We start from the raw sequence: 22,964 nt of genomic DNA on the forward strand, positions 1-22,964 counted from the left end.
CCCCGTCTGGCAGTCTTTTCGCACCCCGGATTTTGTTTTTCCAACCCGTCGCCCCTTTTCGTCGCTGCATCCCCATGTCAGTGTTTGCCCAACTTGAGAAAGGTTGCTGCCATGCCCATTACCACCTGTATTTTTGACGCCTATGGCACTCTGTTCGATGTCGCCGCTGCAGCACGTCAGGCGGCGGGTGATCCGTCCTTTGCCGCGATCAAGGATGACTGGCCCGCGCTGGCCGAGCATTGGCGCGCCAAACAGTTGCAATACACGTGGCTGCGCGCGATCACCGGTGCGCATACGGATTTCTGGGAAGTGACCCAGAACGGGCTAGACTGGGCTTTGGAGAAGACCGGCCATGCCCATGATCCAGCTTTGCGCGAGCGCCTGTTGGCGCTCTATTGGGAATTGCAGGCCTATCCCGAAGTGCCCAAGATGTTGCACACCCTCAAGAACGCAGGGATGAACACCGCCATCCTGTCCAATGGATCGCCCGAAATGCTGGACGGGGCGGTGCAATCAGCGGGCATTGCTGATGTACTGGATGACAGCCTGTCGGTGCAATCCGTCGGCATCTTCAAACCAGACGTGCGGGTCTATGACCTTGTTGGGCAGCGGTTTGGCTGCGCCAAGGAAGAGGTTCTTTTCGTCTCTTCGAATGGTTGGGACGCCGCCGGGGCCACCGGTTACGGGTTTACAACGGCGTGGGTCAATCGCGGCGGAGAACCGGTCGACCGTTTGCCTTGGACCCCACACACAACCCTTACCGATTTGACAGGTATTCCGGCCCTGGCGGGCGTGTAATGGCCACGTTCACGACGTCAGATGGGTTGAGCCTTTTTTACACCGATGAAGGCTCTGGGCTGCCACTGTTGTGTTTGCCGGGGCTGACAAGAACCACGGTGGATTTCCAGTATGTGACGCCACACTTGCCCCCCTGCCGTCTCATCAAGATGGATTATCGCGGGCGGGGGCAATCAGACGTCGACCCGAATTGGCAGAACTACACATTGCCTGTGGAAATCCGCGATGTGATCGAATTGATGGACCACCTGTCCCTGCCCGCCTGCGCCATCCTTGGCACATCGCGCGGGGCGCTGAACGGGATGGGCCTTGCCGCCGCAGCGCCTGAGCGGGTGTTGGGTGTGGCCCTCAACGATGTGGGCCCTGAACTGGACCCCGAGGGCCTTGCCGGGATCATGGTCTACCTTGGCCGAAATCCCGCTGCGCGCAGCCACAGCGAAGCCGCAATGGCCCTGCCTTATGTGCTGAAAGGGTTCGCGAATGTGCCCCCTGAGCGCTGGATGCAAGAAGCGCAGACCCATTTTGTGCAAACACCCGAAGGCCTCAGCATCACTTACGATCCTCATTTGCGCGATGCAGTCGAGGCAGGTGGCGAAGTCCCTGATCTGTGGCCGTTCTTTGACGCACTTGCAGGCAAGCCAACTTGCCTGATCCGGGGGGGCGGGTCGGACTTGCTGAGTGCCGCCACAGCCCAGAAGATGCAGGATCGCCGCCCTGACATGATCTATGCCGAGGTGCCGGACCGGGGCCACGTGCCATTTCTGGACGAACCCGAGGCGGTCGCCGCCCTAGGGGCATGGATGGAGGAAATGCAATGAATATCGATATGATCCGCGCCGCTGCAAAGCGCCTTGAGGGGCATGCACGGGTGACCCCGCTGCTGAACTCGCCCTTTCTTGACGAGATCGCGGGCCGTCGCGTCTGGATCAAGCCGGAGTGCCTGCAACGCACGGGAAGTTTCAAGTTTCGGGGCGGTTGGTCGGCGCTGTCTGCGCTTGATGCTGACACACGCGCGCGCGGTGTCATCGCGTTTTCCAGCGGCAATCATGCCCAAGGCGTCGCGCATGCGGCCACATTGCACGGGGTGCCATCAGTCATCGTAATGCCAAGCGACGCGCCTGCCCTCAAAATCGCCAACACAAAGGCCTTGGGGACCGAGGTGGTTCTGTACGATCGCGGCAACGAGGACCGCGACCACATCGGTGCGCAGTTAGCACAAGAACGCGGGCTAACCCTGATCAAACCCTATGACGAACCACAGGTCATCGCCGGGCAAGGCACAACCGGTCTTGAGATCGTAACCCAAGCCCGAGAAGCAGGCGTCGAGAATGCTGACATTCTGGTCTGTTGCGGTGGGGGTGGTTTGACCTCGGGCATTGCATTAGCGGCTGAGGCAGAGGCGCCGGGGCTGCGCGTGCGCCCTGTTGAACCTGAGGGGTTTGACGACGTTGCCCGCTCGCTGAGGTCGGGGGGCATTGAGCGTAACAACCGGGTGTCCGGGAACATTTGCGATGCGATCATCACGCCGCAGCCCGGCAACATTACCTTTCCGATCATGCACCGGTTGTGCGGCCCCGGATTGGTGGTCACTGAGGATGAGGCGCTACAGGCCATGGCGCTTGCCTTCCTGCGCCTGAAGGTGGTGGCCGAACCAGGAGGGGCTGTTGCCCTTGCTGCCGCATTGTGTCGGCAGGATCAGATTGAAGGAGAGGACGTGATCGTCACCATATCAGGTGGCAACGTGGACCCTGAAATCTTTGCACGGAGCCTCAAGACCCTGACATGACCGATTTTTCCATCGCCAGCTTTAACGTCAAGAACCTTATTGGTCCGGACGCCGAATACTATCGCTTTCAAAGCTATACCCCTGAGGAATACGCATGGAAGGCTGATTGGCTGGCCGAACAGATGCAGACGATGGACGCCGATATCGTCGGCTTTCAGGAGATATTTGAAGAAAGCGCGTTGCGTAATGTGATCCGCCAAGCCGATGTAGAAGGGATCGCGGACAACGATGCCCACATTCCCGGGCCGAACAAACGGTACCGGCGCAAGGCGATCTTTCGCAAGCTGGCTTACCGTCCGTATACGGACGCGGCCCTTGCCGTGGCGCCCAACGTTAACGACGGCGGTCCCGGACAGCGCCGTCCCGGTGTGGCGATCCTGTCGCGGCTGGGCTTTGTGGGTCAGCCCGAGATCATACAGGACTTGGCAGAGCCATTGGACATCGACTTTGGCCCGATGGGCCCCGACGGTGGGGGCAGTTTTCGCCTTACCCGCCTCAGCCGTCCCATCCTGAAAGTGCGCGTGCCTGTGGGCGGGCATGTGATCACGGTGTTCAACTGCCATCTGAAGTCCAAGTTGGGGGAGTATGTCCCGCCAAAAGGGGGCGGAGCGCCCGCTGAAGTGGACCTGACGGCATATGACCCTGTTGCCCGTGCCCTTGGTGGCTTGCGCGCTGCCCTGCGCCGTATGGCCGAGGCGTGGGTGTTGCGCCGTGCCATTGTCGCAGAATTGCAGGCTGGCCATCCAGTGATGGTGCTGGGTGATTTCAACGACGGCGAACATGCCGTCAGTTCCGAGATCATCAGCGGCGAGGTGCCATTCAAAAATTATGCCTGGATGCTGCGCCATGATGCTGAAACGCCCCGTGATCGCTACTCCGACGCGGAAAACGAACAGATTCAGGAAGACATAGAAGCTGTCCGCCTGCATTCGGCAGAAAAGCAGTTTGTGCGCAAATCGGCCCGCGATATGGTTTATACGGCGGCCTTTGGCGGAAATTACGAGAGCATTGATCAGATCTATATGTCCCGACACTTCCTAGCTGACGCAAAGGGAAGCATTGGGCAGATGGACTATTTCAGCGTGCTGAACGATCATCTGACCGACGGCAGCCATCCCGAGGCGCCCTATAACAAACTGGCCTCTGATCACGGACAGATCATTGCCCATATGCGATTAAAGGACTGAAATCACATGCACATGGCAGATTTGGGCGACGTCCGCCTGCACTACCGGATTGATGGACCAGAAGACGGAGCGCCTGTGGTTTTCGCGAACTCGCTGGGCACGGATATGCGTCTGTGGGACCCGATCCTGCCCTTGTTGCCTGCTGGTTTGCGCATCCTGCGCTATGACAAGCGCGGACATGGGTTGTCGAGTTGTCCGAGTGGTCCTTATGCGATGGGTGCGCTTGTCGGCGACGCGGAACGCCTGATGGATCATCTGGGCTTCAAAGATACCTTGTTTGTCGGGCTATCCATTGGTGGGCTGATTGCCCAAGGGTTGGCCGTGAAACGGCTGGATTTGATGCGCGCGATGGTGCTGTCCAATACGGGTGCCAAGATTGGCACCAAGGACTTGTGGGCGGAACGGATCGCGAATGTTGAGGCTGACGGCATTGAGAGCATGGCAGATGCCACGATGGAGCGTTGGTTTTCCAAGGATTTTCTGGCCCATGTCGATCTTGAACTGTGGCGCAACATGCTGACTCGCCAACCCGATGCGGGATATGCGGGCTGTTGTGCCGCGATTTCGGGCAGCGACTTTTTCGCGACCACGGCCACGTTGCGCCTGCCCACATTGGGCATTGCCGGGTCCGAGGATGGGGCCACGCCCCCTGATCTGATGCGCGAGACGACCGCCCTGATCCCGGGCAGCCAGTTCCATTTGATCCGCCGTGCGGGCCACTTGCCTTGTGTTGAGAAACCGCAGGAATATGCGCAGGTGATCACCGATTTCATGCGAAGCGTGGGGCATATCTGAGCCATGGCGGCGAGTGTTTTTGCATCCCGTTTGTTGGGTAAGCTGTTTGGCACCGGTGACGTTGGGCGGCTTTGGAGCGACAGCGCCGAAGTGCGCGCGATGTTGCTGGTTGAAGGGGCATTGGCCAAAGTGCAGGGCGCGCAAGGTGTGATCCCCGAGATCAGTGCGGCGTTCGTTCACCGCGCAAGCCTTGAGGTGCAGATCGATCCTGCGGGATTGGCCAATAGCACGGCGACGAATGGCGTTTGCGTACCGGGACTTGTGGCCGCGTTTCGCACGGCGATGGAGGCCCCGCAGCATGCGCAATACGCTCATTGGGGGGCGACAAGTCAGGACATCATCGACACGGCCCTGATGCTGCGTTTGCGCCAGACTCTCGCCGCACAAGAAGAGGTCTTGCGGGCGGTGTTGCGTTTGATGTCCCAGCAGGCGATGGACCACGCAGACACGCCAATGGCCGCACGCACCTATGGGCAGCACGCGACTGTGACGTCATGGGGCGCGGTTCTGGCGCAATGGGGTAACCCGCTCGCGGATGCGCTGGAGGCATTGCCGAACCTGCGTGCGTCCTCCCTTTGGGTGAGTTTGAGTGGCGCGGCCGGGACGGCCTCGGCCCTTGGACCGCAGGCGGCATCGACTCGTGCGGCTCTGGCCGATGCCTTGGGTTTGGGTGATCCGGGCCGCAGTTGGCACACTGACCGCGGACCCATTTTGCGGATCGCGGAGTGGATGAGTGGCGTAACAGCCACCCTTGCAGCATTTGGTGACAGCCTGATCGGACTCACCGGCTCGGAAACGGGCGAAGTTAGTCTGGGCGGTTCAGGAGCATCCTCGACCATGCCGCAAAAGCAGAACCCGGTGGCACCATCTGTTCTGGTCGCGCTGAACCACCAGATGACCGGTCTGCGCGCGAGTTTGCAGGCATCCTCTGCCCACCAGTATCAGCGCGACGGGGCGGCGTGGTTCTCCGAATGGATGGTGCTGCCGCAGATTGCGCTGTCAACGGCGTCGGCGCTCGAAACAGCGCGCGCCGTGATGGTGGGCCTGAGCCCGCAAACGGACAAGATGCTGAGGCATGTCGAAGGCTTGGGGCTGATGCATGCCGAAGCCCTGAGCTTTGCCCTCGCAGCCCAGATGTCCCGCCCAGAGGTGCAGGCCGCAACCAAGGCGCTGGTGGCCCAGGCCGTTGAGACCGGCGTATCCCTGCAAGCTGTGGCCCAAGCGGCGCATCCTGATTTAGCGGACGATTTGTTTGATCCTGTCAGGCAAATGGGTTTGGCCCCGGACGCGGCACGCGCCTTTGCCAAGCGGGTTTCTAATCTGTGAAGCTGCCCGTCGCCTTTATTCTGTTTACGGTGATGCTGGATGCGATGGGCATCGGGTTGATTGTCCCCGTTATGCCCGATCTCATTCAGGAAGTTCGGGGCGGAAACATTGGGTCGGCCGCATTGTGGGGCGGCGTGTTGTCGACGATATTTGCGTTGATGCAGTTTCTGTTTGGCCCTGTGATCGGTGCACTATCAGACAGGTTTGGGCGGCGGCCTGTATTGCTCATTTCATTGGTTGTTATGGCAGCAGACTATCTGGTGATGGCGGTGGCAGGCTCTATCTGGCTATTGCTCGCGGGTCGGGTTGTGGGCGGGATCACAGCGGCCACGCAGTCAACGGCGAACGCCTATATGGCCGACATTTCCGAGCCCGCGCAAAAAGCCGCAAATTTCGGGCTGATCGGGGCGGCCTTTGGGATGGGGTTCGTCTTTGGCCCGCTGATCGGCGGTGTTCTTGCCGAGTATGGCACCCGCGCGCCGTTTTATGCGGCTGCGGGGCTGGCCGCGCTTAATGCAGTTTTTGGCTATTTCGTGTTGAAAGAAACAGTGGATGACCGCATCCGCCGCCCGTTTGAGTGGCGGCGCGCAAACCCGTTTGGCCTGTTCAAATACCTCGCCCGCCTGCCCGGCCTTGGCCCGCTGCTGGTGGTGTTTTTCATCTATCAGGTGGCCTTTACCGTCTATCCGGCGATCTGGAGTTTTTATACGCTTGAGCGCTTTGACTGGTCGCCAGGGATGCGCGGGTTGTCACTGGGTCTGTTCGGGATTTCGATGGCGATTGTTCCAGGCGGATTGATCCGGCCCATTCTGCGCCTGATCGGTGAACGTGGGTCAGTCATCTATGGGCACATTGCGGATGTGGGTGTGTTCCTTTTGATTGGATTTACGAGTTCGGGATTTTGGCTGCTGATGCTGACGCCTTTAGCCGCACTGCCCGCGGTGATTACGCCTGCGCTTCAGGGGATTATGTCAAAGGCAGTAGATGACAATCAGCAGGGCGAGTTGCAGGGCGCGCTGACCTCTGTTTCGGCGCTGGCGATGATCATTTCACCGATGATCATGACTTACGTGTTTTATGCGTTCACCGAACCGGGAGCCCCAGTCTACATGCCCGGAGCATCGTTTTACTTATCCGCAATTCTTATGGCTGTAAGTTTGATGGTGTTCTTGCGCGTAGGAAAAATTGCGGTCTCTCGCGACGTTACCGGCGATCAACGACCTTGAGATGTCACAATTGTTCTTGCGAGTGTCGCGCGCCTGCGCCACCGTCCCTAAAATCGAAACACCAAACGCAGTCACAATGAGCGCGCTACAAGGGACAGACATGCAGACAATCAAAGCGGCCGTTTGCCACGAATTCGGCGCCCCCCTCGTAATAGAAGACATCCAATTGAGAGAGCCCAAGGTGGGCGAAGTTGAGGTGACCCTACACGCGGTCGCTATTTGCCACTCTGACATTTCCTTTGCAGATGGTGCATGGGGCGGCAGTTTGCCTGCGGTTTATGGGCACGAGGCCGCTGGTGTCGTCAGCGCCGTTGGAGAAACCGTGCAAGGTGTCGCGGTGGGCGACAGTGTCGTCGTTACACTGATCCGGGCCTGCGGCACCTGCCCGTCTTGTGCCGGGGGCAAGCCCACCATTTGCGAGACTCCATATGACGGAGATCAGGGCCCGATCCGCACGGCAGATGATGGTATGCTGCATCAGGCCATGGCCTGCGGCGCATTTGCCGAAAAAGTCGTCGTGGATCAGAGCCAGTTGGTCAAAGTCCCCGCCTCAATGCCGATGGACGCGGCCAGCCTGATTGCCTGCGGTGTGATCACCGGCGTTGGCGCTGTGGTGAACGCAGCAGGCTTGCGGGCAGGTGAGGATGTCGTGGTCATCGGTGCCGGCGGCGTGGGCCTGAACGCTATTCAGGGTGCACGTATCGCCGGGGCCCGCCGCATCGTCGCCGTTGACATGACCGAGGACAAACTGGACGACGCGACCGCCTTTGGAGCAACGCACGGTGTGTTGGCCACGAGCGAGGCGCCATGGCGCGAAGCCTATAAAGCCCTTGGCGGCAAAGGCGCCGAGGCCGTCATCGTGACTGTTGGCGCGATCCCCGCCTATGATCAGGCTCCAAGGTATCTTGGTCGTGGTGGCAAGGTCGTTATGGTCGGCATGCCGCATTCCGGCGCGATGGCGGAATACGAACCCGTCAATCTGGCATATCTGGGTCAGGGTATGGTCGGCTCAAAAATGGGCGATGTGGTGATCCAGCGCGACATCCCCTGGATGGTCGACTTGTATCTGCAAGGCCGCTTGCAATTGGACAGTCTGATTTCGGGCCGGTGGTCGCTTGATCAGATCAATGACGCGATTGCCGATACTAAGGGCGGCAAAGCCCGGCGCAACGTGATCATGTTTAACCGGTAAAGGGGACCAGCCCCCGCCCCTGCGGGACTCCCCCGGGATTTCATAAATCAGAGAAGGGACGCATCATGAAACTGCGCGATCTCGACATCATCATCACAGCCCCGCCTGCTCCCGGTTGGGGTGGCCGGTATTGGATATTGGTGAAGCTGACAACAGATGACGGGATTGTCGGCTGGGGCGAGTGTTATGCGTCGTCTGTCGGCCCTGAGGCGATGCGCGCCGTTATCGAAGATGTGTTTGACCGCCATATGGCCGGTGAAAACCCCGAGGATATCGAGTTGATGTTTCGCCGGGCCTATTCCTCGGGCTTTACCCAGCGCCCAGATTTGACCGTGATGGGCGCCTTTTCGGGGCTCGAGATCGCGTGTTGGGATATTGTGGGCAAGGCACGTGGGCGGCCTGTTCATGCAATGTTGGGCGGCCGGATGAATGATCGTATACGCGCCTATACTTACCTCTACCCCCTGCCCCATCATTCGCTTGAGGATTTCTGGACGTCGCCGGAGATGGCGGCTGAGTCAGCGCTCGACTGTGTGGATCGTGGATACACCGCCGTAAAATTTGACCCCGCTGGCCCCTACACCATGCGCGGAGGGCATATGCCGGGCATGCGTGACATTTCGATGTCTGTGGCCTTTTGCAAAGCGATCCGGGAAGCGGTGGGAGACCGGGCCGATCTGCTTTTTGGCACCCATGGGCAGTTCACCACGGCGGGGGCGATCCGTTTGGGTCAGGCGTTAGAGCCCTATTCGCCGCTTTGGTTTGAAGAGCCGATTCCACCGGATGCGGTAGAGGAGATGGCCAAGGTCGCCCGCGCTGTGCGTATTCCGGTGGCGACGGGCGAACGTCTGACCACGAAGGCGGAATTCGCACCTGTTTTGCGCAGTGGTGCGGCAAGCATTGTGCAGCCAGCACTTGGCCGGGCTGGCGGTATCTGGGAGATGAAAAAAGTCGCGGCCATCGCGGAGGTCTACAACGCTCAGATGGCGCCGCACCTGTATGCAGGCCCTGTTGAGTGGGCAGCAAACGTGCAACTGGCGGCTTCGATCCCGAACATCCTGATGTGCGAGACAATAGAAACGCCGTTCCATGATCAACTGATCAAAGGCACGATCCGGGTGGAGGATGGTTTCATCACGCCCTCGGATGCACCCGGTCTGGGGATTAACGTTGACGAAGCTCTTGCACGTGCCCACCCTTATGAAGGAGACGGTTTGCATTTGCAGATGCAGGACGCGCCTTGCGATTATCAGAATGGCAATTGTTTTGAGGGCGGTGCGCCCGCGCCGCACGAGGTCTAGTCGACCTGCACCACTTCGTAGGCGATCCGCGGGGCTTCGCCTGAGGCGACGCCGCCAAGCGCGATGGATCCCGAACCGGTGAGAGCCACAGTCTGTCGGCAAATGTAGAATTCGGGGGCGGTGCCGATGGTCAGCGTCGTTCCTGCGGATGAGCTGTCCTTATACTCCACGATCCCACCGCGCACAGAGATGGCTGCATGCACCCGAGACACCCAGGCTTCGGGTACCACGAGGCCGCAAGCAGACGAGCGGCCAACGGTGATCTGCTGGCCTTCTTGGATGTCCTGAGACCAGTTCATCCAAGACAGCCGCACGGCGGTTTTGGCCACTGTTTCCTTGCGTTGTGCCTGAAACATAGTGGGTTGGGCGGCAAAGCTGGTCACACCACCGTCTTCGTCCCCACCGGCCATCAGAGCGAAGATCTCGGTCGGCATGTTGATGCCTTTGAGTGTGTGTTCCCCGATCGAGCGCAGCGTGGCCCGGTCCACAGACTTGGTATAGTTGACCAATTCGCGGCTCATCAGTACTTCGTTTTCTTTGGCCTGGCTGGACAGACGCGCCGCGATGTTGATGGCGTCTCCAAACAATTCCGTGCCGCGATGAACAACAAGGCCCCAATGGAGTCCTGCATGCAGTGACACCTCACCCCGCGCGCCGTGGGTCATCATATCGCCCGCAGCAGCAATCGCCGAATCTGCGCCTTCAAACAGGCAGAGCACGTCATCGCCCTTGGAGCGCACAAATTCACCACCGTGGATCGTGGCAATCTTTTGCATTCCTTCCACGCATTCAAACACAAGCTGGCTTGCGCGTTCGTCGCCGTGGCTTCGGTACAGCGCCGTGCTGCCCGACACGTCGGCAAGCAATATTGCGCGCTCAACCCTCATGGCAATGGACCCTCCAACAATGCTGGCCTCTTCCCCAAAAAGAGAACGCAGCGCGTAATTCAAAACACAAAAAAAATCGCTAATCAAAATGCGTGACTGTATTTAGCGTCATATGTTCAGAAAAATAAAGGGGTAGTGCGTTTGGGTGCCCATCTCGTATGCACATTAGGCTGTGAGTGCATGCACCCTTTTGGTTAGCGGTAGAACCTGATGGTGGATATGGAAATGTCCGCCTGCATGACTTTTCCAATTGCAAGGATCCCAATTCGACGCAGGGTTGCAGGATCAAATTCCGCATCCGTCCGATGGGCTGCGAGTGCGTCAAAGGGCACACGCACTTTTGTCCATTTGTCTGGCGCGACAAAGCTTGTGCGGAAGGACTGCCATGGACGGTTGAGCGCACGCGTGCGCAGTCGCAGATCATAGGTTTCGCCGTTGCCCAGCACCTCGAAAACCAGCCCAGCATAGCTGCGTGCATCAAAATCGCGTCCCTCGGCCAGATCAAATGCGATCTGCACAAACCCGCCATTGTTGTCGAGTGATACGGCCCCCGTCAGCCGGATGGCCTTTCGTCCGGCCACCGTTTCCTGACGTGCTTGGCCTTGGGACTCGCCGCCCATGACGGTGTCCGCCACGTACTCCCAGTTTGGAGACAATTTCATATCAGCCTCTTGTGCTTGGGTCGGGGCCGCCAACAGCGCGCACAGGACGACCGCCTTAAGCGGAGACAAGGCCCGCGCCCAAAGACAACGCCTCGAGTTTGGCATAGGCGATGTCGGGATCGACCGCGCCAAAGCCTGCAAAAGTGCCAAAGCCGCAATCGCTGCCCGCCACAACGCGGTCTTTGCCCACGATGTCAGTGAAGCGTTCGATTCGTTGCGAGACCACTTGCGGGTGTTCGACAAAGTTCGTGGTGGTGTCCACGACGCCCGGCACCAGAACCTTGTTGTCGGGGATTTCCGCCTTGCGGTCGCGGAATACTGTCCATTCGTGCGCATGGCGCGGATTTGATGTTTCAAAAAGCAGGTACGAGGCCCGCGTGGACATGAGTGTCGGGAACACAGTGTCCATGTCGATGTCGCAGACATGTGGCCCCTCATAGTTGCCCCAGCAGATGTGCACCCGCACCTTTTCCGCAGGAATGTCGCGCAATGCGTGATTGAGCGCTTCCACATGGGCGTCGGCGATCTTGACGAAATCAGCATCCGACAGGTCTGCAAACAGCATGTGACGGCTGAGCGCGAGGTCCGGGCAATCAAGTTGCAGATCGAGCCCTGCGGCGATGATCGTGTCGTATTCTGCCTTCATCGCATCGGCCAGAGCGGCGAGGTATGCGTCGCGTGTTGGATAGAAATCGTTCTGAAGGAACAGAGAGATAACTCCGGGTGAGGCTGCGTTCATGAACCCACGCGGTGCGCCATGCTTGGCCATAGCGGCTTTGAGGTTTGCGATGTCTTTTTCCAACTCGCCCTGTCCGCGGCTCTTGACCTCGCCCCTGCACATGGGGCGGGCGTATTGCGGTGTGCCGCCTTCGTTTGCGAGCCGTTTGAGGAAGCCGGGGAATTGTTTGAGGTCGGCAGGTGCGTTGCGCGGGCTGTCGCCGGAAAAGCCGGTGTAGCGGTCTTTGACGTAGGTTGCATAGCTGATTTTTGACGTCTCGCCGTCGCTCACGATCCCGACGCCTGCGGCCACCTGTTTGCCGACCGTGACATCGACCGCAGCCGTCATGGCCGCATCAAATGCGGCTTGGTCGTAATCCTTGCCGTGTTCGCGCGCAAAAATGAAATCCACGACCTCTTGGGTCCGTGGTAGGCTGCCGGCGTGGGTGGTCAGAATGGTCACTTTAAGTCTCCTGATCGTGGTCTTTGCGTGCCATCAGCACGCTGTGTTTATTGGCTTCTGGGTCTTCGGCCAGAAATCCGGTGAGACGCAGGCCGTGCGCTTCAAGGCAAGACGCGTAGCCTGCCGGCGACAGGGATGCGTGGTAAACTGTGTCCTCGCCCACGGTGCCGCTGACTTCGCCTGCACGCGGGCCGACGGTGATCATCAATGGCGCGCCCGGAGCAAGATGGTTTGCGAGATGTGCGATGCAAACGCGCTGTTCGTCGGGCCGCAAATGGAAAAAGCTGTTCCACGCGATGATCCCGTCGAATGTCTGTCCCAGATCGAGGGTGCGCATGTCGCCATCGCGCCAATCCCCATCCGGCCAGCGACTGCGGGCAATGTTGAGCATCGCGTTCGCGAAATCGACGCCGGTGACTTTGAACCCTTCAGCCATGAACCAACGCGCAATTGGTTCGCCTGTGCCGCAGCCCAGATCAAGCACATGCGCACCCGGCGCGAGGCTGGCTGCAAATCGCGCCAGCCATCGCGCCTCGAACAAGGCGCGCGACCGGTTGGCGTCATAGCGCGCCGCTTGCCGCTCATAGATCGCTTGGGTTTCGTCCGCGAGGGGATCGAGTTCGCTCATTTCAGTTGCACCAGTTCAGCCCCGTTCCAATACCAGATAAAGTTGCAGGCCCCGCCTGTTTGCCCTGCCGCATCGCACATTGAAAGAGACCCACCCAGCGAGACGCCTTGCAGGCCATTGGTGAGCGGTTGCAGTTGAACGCCGAGCGCGAGCAGGTTGAGTGGGCCGCCAATGCGCGCGTATGCGCTGGACAGGTACACATCTGCGCTGCACATGGATGCGCCGCAGAACGGGCGGGGTAGCCCTTGGGTGCAGGTAATGCGGCCCCAGTTCACCACTGCGTCTTCCTGCCCGTCGCCGTCAATCTCGCCCAGAAGGATCGCGCTGTCTTCGATTTGCGCCGGTCCGGAGCAACCATCGCGGATATGCGCGCGGGCGTAGCCGACCATACCATCAGGTATGGTAGGTCCAGTATCGTCTGCCATCAGGCTGTTGTTCGCTTGTGGCCAGAATTGATCCAGCGGCGCCGGAGCTGGCAGCCCCGCCCGGCGGTATTCGACAACACAGAACGCCATCGCTTCGGCCACCGATTGGTTCATTTGGTCGGTTGTAACGCGGGTATGTGGCCCGGCCTCTGGCCCCACGACAACATCCGCCGACGTCATCAGCGACAGGGACAGTGCATCGGTCATGCCCACCTGCACCTGCCATTCACCGTCAAGTTCGTTCCAGATGGTTGGCGGCAGACGGTAGCCGGTGCCACCCGACCAGATCACCACATCACTGCGCTGATACACCGTGGCGGGTGCCGCCATCAGTGGTGGGCGCAGGCTGTAGATCAAATGGAACGGATCTGTGCGCGCCTCTTCGTGGGCGCCGACGCTCACTGCGGGCAGCCCTTGGCGCGATGTGCCGTTGCAACGCACGGCAAACCCTGTTCCCTCGGCCACGGCAAGTCCGTAAAAAAGCGCGCCGTCATCCGCCGTGCGCGCAACCCAACTAGCATGCACAGGTGTCGCCAGCACGAAGGCGCAAAGGGTTGCCCTTAGCCCATCCATGTGGGCCCTGCTGCGTCATCCGTCGCGACGATGTGATACAGCGACGCCTCACCTGTCATTGAAGGAACCGCACTGTGGGGAATGTTCTCGGGCACGCTCATCGTGTCGCCTGGGGCAAGTGTTGTTGCCCCACCTTGCCACGTCACACGCCAATGGCCGCGCATTGGCATCAACACCGACGGGCGCTCGTGTTGGTGCATCTCATTGGTCGCGCTGCCCCGGGTGATCAGGTCCACCTCGAACCCCGGTTTGTCGCGAATGATGCCTGTTTCGCCAATCACCTTGCAGGGCGCGTGCTGGCCTAGCGCCATCATGTCGTTGTAGCGGCGTACCCCCATGCCGACGACCTGCATCGGCGTCATCTCAGGGTACTCGGTCAATTCGTCCTCGGTCAGGATTGGCATCGGTTTCACCCCATCGGGTAGCGCCTGACCCTGTTTGGTATCATAAAGCTTGCCGTTTTCGCCCAGCACCAACCCGTGATCGGCGGCATCCTCGATCACTTGGGGTGCCCAGATGACACCACCGCCCGCATCATCACCGCCAAGGATCGCCATGATCATCCCGTAGTCGGTGCCGATGTTTTCAAACCCACGGAAGATGCCGGTTGGGATGTTGATGATGTCGCCCTCTTCCAGCACCACCTCGCCCGCATCTCCCCAGCGGCCCCAGAAAAAGCGCCAACGACCCGACAGCACAAAGAACGCCTCAGCCGTGCGGTGACTGTGCAGCGAGTTGCGGCATTTGGGCGGTTGCCCTGCCGCCCCAATATTAAAGCCATGCGGGATGGAGATGTGGACGTGCTGATCCGCGCTCTCTGAGACTCCGCCACCAATGATGGTGAAGTTTTCCTTTTGATCACTGCCCGGCGTATGTGCGTCGATGAACGCGGTCTTGCAGGGCATCAGATCGCCGTAACGCACAATGCGCGGCTCCATCTCAGCGGGGGTCATGGGCTTAGGTCCTTTCGGGGGGCATTAGGGGTGTTGAGAGAGGTGCTCCGGGTGTGGTCCCGGTCATTTCCGCGTGGATCCAGACCATGCGATCACAGAACCAGAGTTTTGGCAGTATGATGGCCACAAGCCCTGCCAGAACGGCAAAGGGGTCAAGCACAATCAGGCCGTATGCGAGGGGCAAAAGGCCTATGGCTGAAAGGCTTGTCAGCACATGAGAGGCACGAATGTGGTGATCAGGGATGTCGTAACGGTCTCGGGCAAGGAAGATACGTTCGCCCAACGTGGCGCGCGACGCCCACGACCCAAAGTCCGACGGCACTGGAAAGACCCGCGGATTTGCCCAAGTCCAGAGGCACGCCAGCATAAACAATGGCAATGACCACCAACCGATCCATTGGCGCGCGTAGATCGCGAGCGCCAGCAGTGGCAGGCAGGTGAACCGCGACCAGACGCTGAGCGGGTTTGCATGGCGCTGCCAATCAGCGTCCTGCATCCCCATCAGTCGTTCTGCGGCGCGGTAGATGTCTGTCATCCCTGCCCTCGCAGCGCCGCGTTTTCAGCCTCGAGTTCTTGGATACGTGCGCTCAGATTGTCCATTTCCGGGCCAACCAGTTGCGCAATTTCTGCACTGTCAAAGCGCGGCGTGATGAATTGCGGGCAGTTCCAGTCGAAGGCTGCCAGCTTGATGGTGACGAGGCGTTCTACACGTCCCTGCCCTTCGACGGTAAGGCGTGCGGCGAGGTCGGCACTGTCGGCTGCATTTTGGAACGTGGCGTGACCTTGCAGCTTCAAACGGGCTTTGCGCGGGTAGTCCATCAGGAACAGCGACACCCGGTCGTCATGGTCCACGTTGCCATGGCTGATATGCTGCTTGTTCCCTTTGTAATCGGCAAAGGCGAGCGTGTGATCGTCAAGCACCTGGAGGAATCCCACGGGACCGCCCCGGTGCTGGATGTAAGGCCAGCCAGTTTCAGAGACGCTGGCCATGTAGAACGAGGTTCGGCTGGTAATGAACGCGATGTCATCCGCGCCCATTGGTCGCGTGCGCGCACCGTAGTTGCGGGCATACATCTCGCGCGTGCCCTCGACGTCTTGAAGCGCTTGCACGGCGAGTGTGAACATCAATTCGTCATAGCGTTGCATAGGTCAGATCCCTTTTGTCGTCTGCGGTGTGTGCAGACGATTGAGAGTTGGAGACCGTATGGTTCCCATTCAAGGCCATTCGCGCGTTATCCTGTTTGAAGCAGGATCTGTTTCCAGATCGCCGTTTCATCAAACAGTGCAAATTCACGGCGCAGACCCCATGGGCCGAATTCGGCATGGCTGATGCCCAGCACGTAAACCTCTGCCCCTGTCGGCGCGCCAAAGTAGCCCCAGCCGTCATGTTTGCCATGCAACGCCCAGCGGATCGCTGCGCGGGGTGGCATATGATCATCGTCGCGCCCAATCTGGTGGTCGATGGTAAAGGTTGCATCCGGGAAAGACGCGCGCAGGCCCATCCAGAACCGATCAACCGGGCCATGGCTGTGCCCGGTGGTGCCGCCGGGATATTCGGACTGCACGGCGCGATCGTATTCAGCCGGGATCACGGCCATGTCCGCGCTCATGATCCGGGTGAGGATATCGGCGTATTTCTTACCCCATGCGTTGTCATTGCCCCGCCCTTTGTAGGGCCCGGGCTGATCTGTTGCAGGGGTCAGCGGGCGCGCTGCCTTTTCTGGTCCGCCTTCGCGTGCGATCAGATCAGCGGCGTATTCCTTGGCGTCCCAGCCGATTTGATTGACGATGGCCGTTTGATCCCGGATCAGCCATTCATCGTTGATTTGATTGTTGATCGCGTGGCAGTCCGCAATGATCCGGTATTGCAGCTTCTTGCCAGACGCAGGCCCATAGACGCCGTCGGCCGTGTGTGTCGCTGTCGACAGGATGCGGTGGGACGACAACATGCCCTCTTCCGGGGTGCCTGACCAAATGACGTCTTCACCCAGAAGCGTGCGGTCAGGGAATTCCGCAAGCGTGGCCATTGTCGCCCCGATGACCTTTTCGTTCCCGATCACCACACTTCCGGGCGAACGCACCACAATGTCGTTGCTGTAGTAATGGTGCAGTGTCGCGATGCCGCGGTCTTCCCATATCTCTTTGGTGATGCCGATGATGTAGTCGGGGAAATCTTTCCACCGGTTTGAAAAACCCTTCATGAGGTCCATCCTTTGGGAATGCGGGCAGAGCCGCGAATGATCAGGGGGCCGTCAAGTGCAACACGGCGCGGTTTGGTGTCGGGATCGCTCAGGCGATCCATCAGGATACCCACAGTGGCTTGCGCCATTTGCCCGGCAGGCTGGCGCACTGTGGTCAGATCATAGCTGGGCCATGCGGCAAGCGTCACGTCGTCGTACCCCACAACGGACACGTCGCCCGGAACCGAAAGCCCCAGTTCGAAACGCAGGACATCCATGACCGCAAAGGCCATGTGGTCATTGGCGCAGAACACCGCATCAGGAATATCGGTTGCGGAAAATATGTCGCGCGCGACCGCCTTGGCCTGCTCAAACTGAAAGTCACTCATGGCGCGGGCGAACAGGCTCTGGCCTGCTGCGTTCAACCCCGCAACGAACCCCGCCTCGCGGTCCCGCTGCGTCGAGGCCCCCTCCCAACCAGCGATATGGGCAATGCGGCTGTGCCCGCCCGCGACAAGGAATTCAGCCAGCTTGCGCCCACCGTGGTAGTTGTCGGATGTCACAGCAGAGAGGCGATCATCATCCTGCGCGCGGTTGAACAGCACGATCGGGATGCCTGCGGCCTCGCATCGACGCGTCAGATCATTGGACATTCCGACAGAGGCCGCGATGATCCCATCGACCTGGTAGTCGAGCAGTTCTTCCATCACCTCGTCCGCCTCTTCGCCGGAGTTCGCAGCCATAAAGACGAGGACGTGATAGCCCCGCTTTTGTAGCTCGTGGCTGAGCCGTTCGATGGCTTCGGGATAGAATTGGTTTTCGAGATAGGCGACCAGAAGACCGATAATACGCGAGCGCCCGGTGATCAGGGAGCGTGCCAGTACGTTGGGGCGATACCCGAGGGCTTCGGCTGCCGAGCGGACTTTTTTGGCCGTGCGTTCGGACACAGAGGCACCCGGCGTGAACACACGAGACACAGCCGAGCGCGACACACCCGCCCGTTCCGCCACGTCCAATGCTGTTACCTTTTCGCCCATCAGTCTGCCGTCCAACCTCCGTCGATCAGCATTGAAGTGCCTGTCACCATGGCCGAGGCGTCACTTGCCAGAAACTGCACCGCGCCCATGATGTCACTCACCTCGCCCACGCGGGGCAATTTGATCTTGTCCATGATCCACGTATAGCGGTCCGGGTCGTTGAACGTCGGTTCCGTCAGCGGCGTGCGTATGAAGGTCGGGCAGATCGTATTGATGCGGACACCTGATTTACCCCACTCGATTGCCATGGCTTTGACCATCCCTTCGACCGCGTGTTTGGTCGCGCAATAGACCGTGCGGTCGATACCGCCCACGTGGCCCATCTGGGATGAAATGTGGATGATCGAGCCGGGTTTGTTTGCCTTGATCAGCGCGCGTGCGGCGGACGTCGACAGGAAGTATGCACCTTTGACGTTGATGTCGAAAACCGCGTCATAATCCTGCGGTACAGTGTCGAGGGCTGCACTGTGCCGCGCAAGGCCAGCCGAGTTGACGACGACATCACAGGGCGTCTCAAAGGCGGCGTAGACGGCGGGAATGTCGGTCTGATCCAGCTGCAACGCCTCTGCGCTCAGCCCGGCGGCTTGCATGGCGGCGACCGCATCGTTCAGCACGTCTGCGCGTCTTGCCGCACACACCACATGCGCGCCGGCCTCGGCCAACGCCACGGCGCAGCCCAGCCCAATGCCCGACGATGCCCCTGTCACCAGAGCGCGTTTTCCCGTCAAATCGAGCGATGGTGTGCGTGGCAAAGTTCTCATAGCGCCTGCCCCGTTTCAGGACCAAACCCAGCGCGTGCCTTATTGAACTCGCGCATGCGCCCCAGCACGTCTACCCCGATCTGGTCATACATATGCAGCAGGTCCACCATCACCCAATTCTCCCGTATCAACCCGTTCTCAAGCCGCCAGAAATCCAGGCTGCGCATCGCAACCTTTTTATCTGTCGGGGGCAGGCCCAACCATCCATCGTGCGTTATGGTCTGATACATGTTCGGCCAGCCCGTGACCGCCGCATAGGCGCGGTCCCCGAAGAAGTGATAGACGATGTCATCCACAAAGGCACCACGATCCGGCATCCCATTCAGAAACGGGATCTGGTGCCAGTTGCGAAAACCCGCGATACCCCGTCCCGAGCCGATGCCAGAGGGGCCGTACCACATCACGCGCGGGTGCCAGAACCGTTCCATCTCCATCACTTCAGGGCCGCCCTGGCTGGGGTGGCGTTTCATGTGCTCCAGCATGTCGATGATATGCTGGCAGGTGGCCGCGCCCTCTTTGTCGTCATAGGGTCCCGGCACCAGCCCATCGCAGGTGGCAGGCCCCGGCACGTGCCATTCGCGCCCAAGGCTCCGCACCATTGGCCACGCGCCCGCCTGCATCATCACCTCGGGAATATCCCAGAGCGCCTGCATCTCGACCACGCGACCGTCAACAAAGCGGTAAAACTCGTGGAACCGCATGTGCACGATGTGCCCCGTGGCCGGGATATCCAGCCAAGGGTGCTGGAAGGTGCCGGTGTAGTAGCCGCCACATCCAACCCAGTCGTGCCCATCCGGGGTGGGGCCGGCCATAACGATGAAATCGCGCCGTTCCAGATCAGGGATCGCAGCCAGCAGTGGGTCGTAAGCCTTGTCAAAATAGGCGTCCACCCCCGCAGTCGTTTCGAACGGAAAAGCCAAATTGAATTGGACATCGGTGTCACAAACAGCATGCAGGGCGGCGCGCACTGCGTTCGCGTTAAAATCATACATGGCAGCCCGCAAAGGGGCCAAAAGAGTCTTGTGCAGCGTATGTGTATCGCTCATGGCCAATGCCCCTTGGCCCGCGCAAATAGATCGACACCCATCTGAGCAAAGAGATGGATCATATCTACAAACACCCAGTTTTCGGTGAATTGCCCGCCAGTGCGCAGCCAGAAATCAAGGCCCGAGACCTCCAGATGCGCAGCACTGGCAGGCTGGCCCAGATAAGGACCGGTATGTGTCGCGACAACGCCCTTGGGTCCAGAGGCGGCGACCATACGGCCTTCGGCAAATAGGCTTTCCAGATGCATCACCTTGCGGTCAGGAAAGGCCGTCAGCCACGGGCGTTGGTGCAAGGTTTCGAACTCGTGCAATGACAGGCAGGCTCCGATCCCGCCGGGGCCATACCATTTGATTTTGGGATGGAAAAAGCGGGCCATACCCATGCTTGAGAGATCACTTTCGTCAAAGGTGTTGAGACCCCCAAAGATCAACGCCTGACCCAACCCCATGCTTTGCTCGGTCTCTTTGACGTTTTGGGCATCAGCCAGTACTCCATCATAGCCCGTCGGGGCCGGGTAGACATGCGAGGCCCCGTTCGGGCGCGGCAGGATGGGCAGTCCAATCTGTTCGAACCAATCGACAAAATCCCAAATGGTCTGGGCATGTGTCACTTGCCCGTCTGCATCAAAGCGCAAAAATTCACCCCAGCGAATGCGCAGATCGCGCGTCGTTGCCGGAATGCCAAAGACGTCCGCGATGGCGCGGCCAGTGTAGTAGCCCGTGCCAGCGACCCACCACGCACCATCCCCCTGCCCGCTTTCATTGGCCGAAGACTGACCGCCCATCAGGATATGGGTCTGGCGCTGCAAATCCGGGATCGCGGCCCGCAGGGGGGTAAACATCGCAGCAACGATGCCCGCACCGCTGCTGTGGATGCCAATGGGTTCGGGTCCCTGCCACTGCTTGACCTTGTCCAGCAACGCCAACGCTCTGTTCGGGTCGCGGTCAAGTTCCGCCCAAAGTGTCAGTGCCTTCGCCTTGTTGCGTTGATTGATGTCGGTCCCCATAGGGTCTTCTTCTCTGATTTCAAAAATCCTGGGGGAGTCCGCAGGACGGAGGCTAGCCCCCCTTTTTACTCTGCGGCATCCCGTGCTGGGGCACCGGTGCCGTAAGGCACGTTCACACCGCCGTAGCGGCGCACACGCAGGTTGCACTGCTCCGCATGGCCCACGAACCCTTCGAGCATGCACAGGCGCGAACCATAGGCGCCGATTTCAGCAGCCGCCGCGTCTGTTGTGACCTTTTGATAGGAATGCGTCTTGAGGAACTTGCCGACCCACAGACCGCCCGTGTACCGCCCCGCCTTTTTGGTTGGCAGCGTGTGGTTGGTTCCAATCACCTTGTCCCCATTGGCCACGTTGGTGCGTGGACCAAGGAAGAGCGCGCCGTAGCAGGTCATATGCTCGAGGAACCAGGCGTCGCGATCAGTCATCACTTGCACATGTTCCGACGCGATGTCGTCTGCGACTTCCAGCATCTCGTCATAGGTATCGCACAAGATCACTTCGCCGTAGTCCTCCCACGACTTGGACGCAGTGTCGGCCGTTGGCAGGATGGTCAGAATGCGGTCTATCTCGACCAGCGTCGCCTCGGCCAGCTTGCGGCTGTTGGTGAGCAAAACAGCCGGAGAGTTGTACCCATGCTCGGCCTGCCCCAAGAGATCGGTGGCACACATTTCAGCGTCCACCGTGTCGTCCGCGATCACCATCGTCTCGGTCGGCCCGGCGAACAAATCAATGCCCACCTTGCCGAACAATTGCCGTTTGGCCTCTGCCACAAAGGCATTGCCGGGCCCGACGAGCATATGCACAGGTTCAATCGTTTCGGTGCCCAAAGCCATCGCGCCGATCGCCTGAATGCCACCCATCACGTAGATCTCGTGCGCGCCGCCCAAGTGCATGGCCGCGATCACGCCCGGGTTGGGTTTGCCCTGAAAGGGGGGCGTGCAGGCGATGATCCGCGGGACACCAGCGACAGAAGCTGTCGCGACCGACATGTGGGCCGAAGCCACCATCGGGAACTTGCCACCGGGCACGTAGCAGCCAACGGACTGCACCGGGATATTCTTGTGCCCGAGGATCACACCCGGCATCGTCTCAACCTCGATGTCCAGCATCGAGTCCCGCTGGGCTTGGGCAAAGTTGCGTACCTGCTCCTGTGCAAAACGGATGTCCTCCAACTCGCGCGGGGTCAGTTGCGCGATCAACGTATCGATCTCTTCGGCCGACAGTTTGAACGCAGGTGGCGAGTAATTGTCGAACTTTTCCGACAATTCGCGCACGGCCACGTCCCCGCGTGCCGCGATATCCGCCAGAGTCGCCTCAACGATCGCACGCGTTTTGGCATCGTCTGCGTCCCGCTCCGTTTCCGGCTTCCCGGTTTTCAAATACTCAATTGTCATTTCGTCACCTCATCCCTGAGGGGTGGGGCGCGACCCTGTCGCCATTATCGAACGCCTCCCATCCCTCACCTTTGAAAACATCGACCCCAAGCTGGGCCAGCACATGCGGGAAATCGACCATGACGTAGTTGTCGGTGATCCGCCCGTCTTCGACTTTCCAGAAATCCATGTAGCGGATGTCGATCCGCTTGCCCGTGGGGGCGACCCCCATGAAGTCACCCGAATGCGTTGCCTCTTGCCGTCCAAAGGCTGCGGCCCATTCGCCCATATAAATGCGCGCCTCGTCCACACAGACCTTGTCGCTGAAGGCGGCCTGAAACGGGCGCTGCCAGTTGTCCTGAAACTCTTGCAACCCGGTCTTGGTCCCGCAGCCCTGATTGCCCATCCAGCGAAAGCTTTCGGCAAAGAACTGGCCAATATCATCAATGCGGTGATCGTTGAGGCCGTCCACCATTCCTTCGATCACAGCGCGGGTTTCGTCTGTTTTGCTGAGATCGGTGTCGCGTGTCAGCACGGCTTGTTCGGGGCGAGACCCTTTCATGCAACGTCATCCTTGATTTTTGAGAACAGGACCGGGGCGCTGCCCCGGACCCCGTGGTATTTTGGGTCAGAAGAAACCA

At 59.8% G+C, this 22,964-nt stretch carries 24 protein-coding genes; 9 read left to right on the forward strand and 15 right to left on the reverse strand.

Going from position 1 to position 22,964, the window contains the following annotated elements; translation table 11 throughout:
• Positions 1 to 111 precede the first annotated feature (111 nt).
• The 9 genes from ABJD00_RS15210 to ABJD00_RS15250 all read left to right on the forward strand — a co-directional run bounded on the left by ABJD00_RS15210 (position 112) and on the right by ABJD00_RS15250 (position 9,611).
• Entirely contained in the window at positions 112 to 798 is a 687-nt protein-coding gene (locus ABJD00_RS15210; RefSeq protein WP_413832285.1) for a haloacid dehalogenase type II, read from the forward strand.
• Entirely contained in the window at positions 798 to 1,616 is an 819-nt protein-coding gene (locus tag ABJD00_RS15215) for an alpha/beta fold hydrolase (protein WP_413832287.1), read from the forward strand. Before ABJD00_RS15210 ends, ABJD00_RS15215 begins: the two co-directional genes overlap by 1 nt.
• Positions 1,613 to 2,584 carry a threonine ammonia-lyase gene (locus ABJD00_RS15220; protein WP_413832289.1) on the forward strand — a complete coding sequence of 324 codons (972 nt, stop codon included), beginning with the start codon at positions 1,613 to 1,615 and terminating at the stop codon, positions 2,582 to 2,584. The genes ABJD00_RS15215 and ABJD00_RS15220 overlap by 4 nt, the downstream gene beginning before the upstream one ends.
• A complete protein-coding gene (locus tag ABJD00_RS15225; protein ID WP_413832291.1) occupies positions 2,581 to 3,771 on the forward strand; it encodes an endonuclease/exonuclease/phosphatase family protein in 1,191 nt (396 codons plus the stop codon). The genes ABJD00_RS15220 and ABJD00_RS15225 overlap by 4 nt, the downstream gene beginning before the upstream one ends.
• A 6-nt stretch (positions 3,772 to 3,777) precedes the next feature.
• Positions 3,778 to 4,566, forward strand: coding sequence for a 3-oxoadipate enol-lactonase (gene pcaD, locus ABJD00_RS15230; RefSeq protein ID WP_413832293.1), 789 nt, complete (start codon positions 3,778 to 3,780; stop codon positions 4,564 to 4,566).
• Positions 4,567 to 4,569: 3 nt separating this feature from the next.
• Complete coding sequence (locus ABJD00_RS15235) at positions 4,570 to 5,892, forward strand: lyase family protein (RefSeq protein ID WP_413832294.1); 1,323 nt, start codon at positions 4,570 to 4,572, stop codon at positions 5,890 to 5,892.
• The gene (locus tag ABJD00_RS15240; protein WP_413832296.1) at positions 5,889 to 7,118 is read left to right on the forward strand and encodes a TCR/Tet family MFS transporter; all 1,230 of its coding nucleotides are present in this window, start codon (positions 5,889 to 5,891) and stop codon (positions 7,116 to 7,118) included. The genes ABJD00_RS15235 and ABJD00_RS15240 overlap by 4 nt, the downstream gene beginning before the upstream one ends.
• A gap of 100 nt (positions 7,119 to 7,218) precedes the next feature.
• The gene (locus ABJD00_RS15245; RefSeq protein WP_413832443.1) at positions 7,219 to 8,310 is read left to right on the forward strand and encodes a Zn-dependent alcohol dehydrogenase; all 1,092 of its coding nucleotides are present in this window, start codon (positions 7,219 to 7,221) and stop codon (positions 8,308 to 8,310) included.
• Between the two features lie 65 nt (positions 8,311 to 8,375).
• Positions 8,376 to 9,611: a mandelate racemase/muconate lactonizing enzyme family protein gene (locus tag ABJD00_RS15250; RefSeq protein WP_413832298.1), complete on the forward strand. Its 1,236-nt coding sequence runs from the start codon at positions 8,376 to 8,378 to the stop codon at positions 9,609 to 9,611.
• Here the strand turns inward: ABJD00_RS15250 and ABJD00_RS15255 are convergent.
• From ABJD00_RS15255 to ABJD00_RS15325, 15 genes are all read right to left on the reverse strand, one after another.
• Positions 9,608 to 10,498, reverse strand: coding sequence for an adenylate/guanylate cyclase domain-containing protein (locus ABJD00_RS15255; RefSeq protein ID WP_413832300.1), 891 nt, complete (start codon positions 10,496 to 10,498; stop codon positions 9,608 to 9,610). The two genes, ABJD00_RS15250 and ABJD00_RS15255, sit on opposite strands and share 4 nt — an antisense overlap.
• 194 nt (positions 10,499 to 10,692) lie before the next feature.
• Positions 10,693 to 11,160, reverse strand: a complete 468-nt coding sequence (locus ABJD00_RS15260; protein WP_413832302.1) for a CIA30 family protein — start codon at positions 11,158 to 11,160, stop codon at positions 10,693 to 10,695.
• A 55-nt stretch (positions 11,161 to 11,215) separates the two neighbouring features.
• Entirely contained in the window at positions 11,216 to 12,340 is a 1,125-nt protein-coding gene (locus tag ABJD00_RS15265) for a cobalamin-independent methionine synthase II family protein (RefSeq protein WP_413832304.1), read from the reverse strand.
• Position 12,341: 1 nt separating this feature from the next.
• Positions 12,342 to 12,968: a class I SAM-dependent DNA methyltransferase gene (locus tag ABJD00_RS15270; RefSeq protein WP_413832306.1), complete on the reverse strand. Its 627-nt coding sequence runs from the start codon at positions 12,966 to 12,968 to the stop codon at positions 12,342 to 12,344.
• Positions 12,965 to 13,966, reverse strand: coding sequence for a hypothetical protein (locus tag ABJD00_RS15275; RefSeq protein WP_413832308.1), 1,002 nt, complete (start codon positions 13,964 to 13,966; stop codon positions 12,965 to 12,967). The genes ABJD00_RS15270 and ABJD00_RS15275 overlap by 4 nt, the downstream gene beginning before the upstream one ends.
• The gene (locus ABJD00_RS15280; RefSeq protein WP_413832310.1) at positions 13,954 to 14,919 is read right to left on the reverse strand and encodes a cupin domain-containing protein; all 966 of its coding nucleotides are present in this window, start codon (positions 14,917 to 14,919) and stop codon (positions 13,954 to 13,956) included. Before ABJD00_RS15280 ends, ABJD00_RS15275 begins: the two co-directional genes overlap by 13 nt.
• Before the next feature lie 4 nt (positions 14,920 to 14,923).
• Complete coding sequence (locus ABJD00_RS15285) at positions 14,924 to 15,454, reverse strand: DUF6653 family protein (RefSeq protein WP_413832312.1); 531 nt, start codon at positions 15,452 to 15,454, stop codon at positions 14,924 to 14,926.
• Entirely contained in the window at positions 15,451 to 16,065 is a 615-nt protein-coding gene (locus ABJD00_RS15290; RefSeq protein WP_413832314.1) for a pyridoxamine 5'-phosphate oxidase family protein, read from the reverse strand. Before ABJD00_RS15290 ends, ABJD00_RS15285 begins: the two co-directional genes overlap by 4 nt.
• An 86-nt stretch (positions 16,066 to 16,151) precedes the next feature.
• Entirely contained in the window at positions 16,152 to 17,120 is a 969-nt protein-coding gene (locus ABJD00_RS15295) for an ester cyclase (protein WP_413832316.1), read from the reverse strand.
• On the reverse strand, positions 17,117 to 18,136 hold the full coding sequence (locus ABJD00_RS15300; protein ID WP_413832318.1) for a LacI family DNA-binding transcriptional regulator: 1,020 nt from the start codon (positions 18,134 to 18,136) through the stop codon (positions 17,117 to 17,119). The genes ABJD00_RS15295 and ABJD00_RS15300 overlap by 4 nt, the downstream gene beginning before the upstream one ends.
• Positions 18,136 to 18,897: an SDR family NAD(P)-dependent oxidoreductase gene (locus tag ABJD00_RS15305; RefSeq protein ID WP_413832320.1), complete on the reverse strand. Its 762-nt coding sequence runs from the start codon at positions 18,895 to 18,897 to the stop codon at positions 18,136 to 18,138. Before ABJD00_RS15305 ends, ABJD00_RS15300 begins: the two co-directional genes overlap by 1 nt.
• On the reverse strand, positions 18,894 to 19,943 hold the full coding sequence (locus ABJD00_RS15310) for an ester cyclase (RefSeq protein ID WP_413832322.1): 1,050 nt from the start codon (positions 19,941 to 19,943) through the stop codon (positions 18,894 to 18,896). Before ABJD00_RS15310 ends, ABJD00_RS15305 begins: the two co-directional genes overlap by 4 nt.
• Positions 19,940 to 20,950: an ester cyclase gene (locus tag ABJD00_RS15315; RefSeq protein WP_413832324.1), complete on the reverse strand. Its 1,011-nt coding sequence runs from the start codon at positions 20,948 to 20,950 to the stop codon at positions 19,940 to 19,942. The genes ABJD00_RS15310 and ABJD00_RS15315 overlap by 4 nt, the downstream gene beginning before the upstream one ends.
• A gap of 65 nt (positions 20,951 to 21,015) precedes the next feature.
• Entirely contained in the window at positions 21,016 to 22,344 is a 1,329-nt protein-coding gene (gene hisD / locus ABJD00_RS15320) for a histidinol dehydrogenase (protein WP_413832326.1), read from the reverse strand.
• Positions 22,345 to 22,348: 4 nt separating this feature from the next.
• The gene (locus ABJD00_RS15325; RefSeq protein ID WP_413832328.1) at positions 22,349 to 22,885 is read right to left on the reverse strand and encodes an ester cyclase; all 537 of its coding nucleotides are present in this window, start codon (positions 22,883 to 22,885) and stop codon (positions 22,349 to 22,351) included.
• Positions 22,886 to 22,964 lie beyond the last annotated feature (79 nt).

This window comes from Tateyamaria sp., from assembly GCF_039945315.1.
In the GTDB taxonomy this organism is placed as follows: domain Bacteria; phylum Pseudomonadota; class Alphaproteobacteria; order Rhodobacterales; family Rhodobacteraceae; genus Tateyamaria.

Bases quoted from the DNA above. Each gene is read 5' to 3' on its own strand.
- ABJD00_RS15210 (WP_413832285.1), top strand. From the start codon at position 112: ATGCCCATTACCACCTGTATTTTTGACGCCTATGGCACTCTGTTCGAT.
- ABJD00_RS15215 (WP_413832287.1), top strand. From the start codon at position 798: ATGGCCACGTTCACGACGTCAGATGGGTTGAGCCTTTTTTACACCGAT.
- ABJD00_RS15220 (WP_413832289.1), top strand. From the start codon at position 1,613: ATGAATATCGATATGATCCGCGCCGCTGCAAAGCGCCTTGAGGGGCAT.
- ABJD00_RS15225 (WP_413832291.1), top strand. From the start codon at position 2,581: ATGACCGATTTTTCCATCGCCAGCTTTAACGTCAAGAACCTTATTGGT.
- pcaD (WP_413832293.1), top strand. From the start codon at position 3,778: ATGCACATGGCAGATTTGGGCGACGTCCGCCTGCACTACCGGATTGAT.
- ABJD00_RS15235 (WP_413832294.1), top strand. From the start codon at position 4,570: ATGGCGGCGAGTGTTTTTGCATCCCGTTTGTTGGGTAAGCTGTTTGGC.
- ABJD00_RS15245 (WP_413832443.1), top strand. From the start codon at position 7,219: ATGCAGACAATCAAAGCGGCCGTTTGCCACGAATTCGGCGCCCCCCTC.
- ABJD00_RS15250 (WP_413832298.1), top strand. From the start codon at position 8,376: ATGAAACTGCGCGATCTCGACATCATCATCACAGCCCCGCCTGCTCCC.
- ABJD00_RS15255 (WP_413832300.1), bottom strand. From the start codon at position 10,498: ATGAGGGTTGAGCGCGCAATATTGCTTGCCGACGTGTCGGGCAGCACG.
- ABJD00_RS15260 (WP_413832302.1), bottom strand. From the start codon at position 11,160: ATGAAATTGTCTCCAAACTGGGAGTACGTGGCGGACACCGTCATGGGC.
- ABJD00_RS15270 (WP_413832306.1), bottom strand. From the start codon at position 12,968: ATGAGCGAACTCGATCCCCTCGCGGACGAAACCCAAGCGATCTATGAG.
- ABJD00_RS15275 (WP_413832308.1), bottom strand. From the start codon at position 13,966: ATGGATGGGCTAAGGGCAACCCTTTGCGCCTTCGTGCTGGCGACACCT.
- ABJD00_RS15280 (WP_413832310.1), bottom strand. From the start codon at position 14,919: ATGACCCCCGCTGAGATGGAGCCGCGCATTGTGCGTTACGGCGATCTG.
- ABJD00_RS15285 (WP_413832312.1), bottom strand. From the start codon at position 15,454: ATGACAGACATCTACCGCGCCGCAGAACGACTGATGGGGATGCAGGAC.
- ABJD00_RS15290 (WP_413832314.1), bottom strand. From the start codon at position 16,065: ATGCAACGCTATGACGAATTGATGTTCACACTCGCCGTGCAAGCGCTT.
- ABJD00_RS15295 (WP_413832316.1), bottom strand. From the start codon at position 17,120: ATGAAGGGTTTTTCAAACCGGTGGAAAGATTTCCCCGACTACATCATC.
- ABJD00_RS15300 (WP_413832318.1), bottom strand. From the start codon at position 18,136: ATGGGCGAAAAGGTAACAGCATTGGACGTGGCGGAACGGGCGGGTGTG.
- ABJD00_RS15305 (WP_413832320.1), bottom strand. From the start codon at position 18,897: ATGAGAACTTTGCCACGCACACCATCGCTCGATTTGACGGGAAAACGC.
- ABJD00_RS15310 (WP_413832322.1), bottom strand. From the start codon at position 19,943: ATGAGCGATACACATACGCTGCACAAGACTCTTTTGGCCCCTTTGCGG.
- ABJD00_RS15315 (WP_413832324.1), bottom strand. From the start codon at position 20,950: ATGGGGACCGACATCAATCAACGCAACAAGGCGAAGGCACTGACACTT.
- hisD (WP_413832326.1), bottom strand. From the start codon at position 22,344: ATGACAATTGAGTATTTGAAAACCGGGAAGCCGGAAACGGAGCGGGAC.
- ABJD00_RS15325 (WP_413832328.1), bottom strand. From the start codon at position 22,885: ATGAAAGGGTCTCGCCCCGAACAAGCCGTGCTGACACGCGACACCGAT.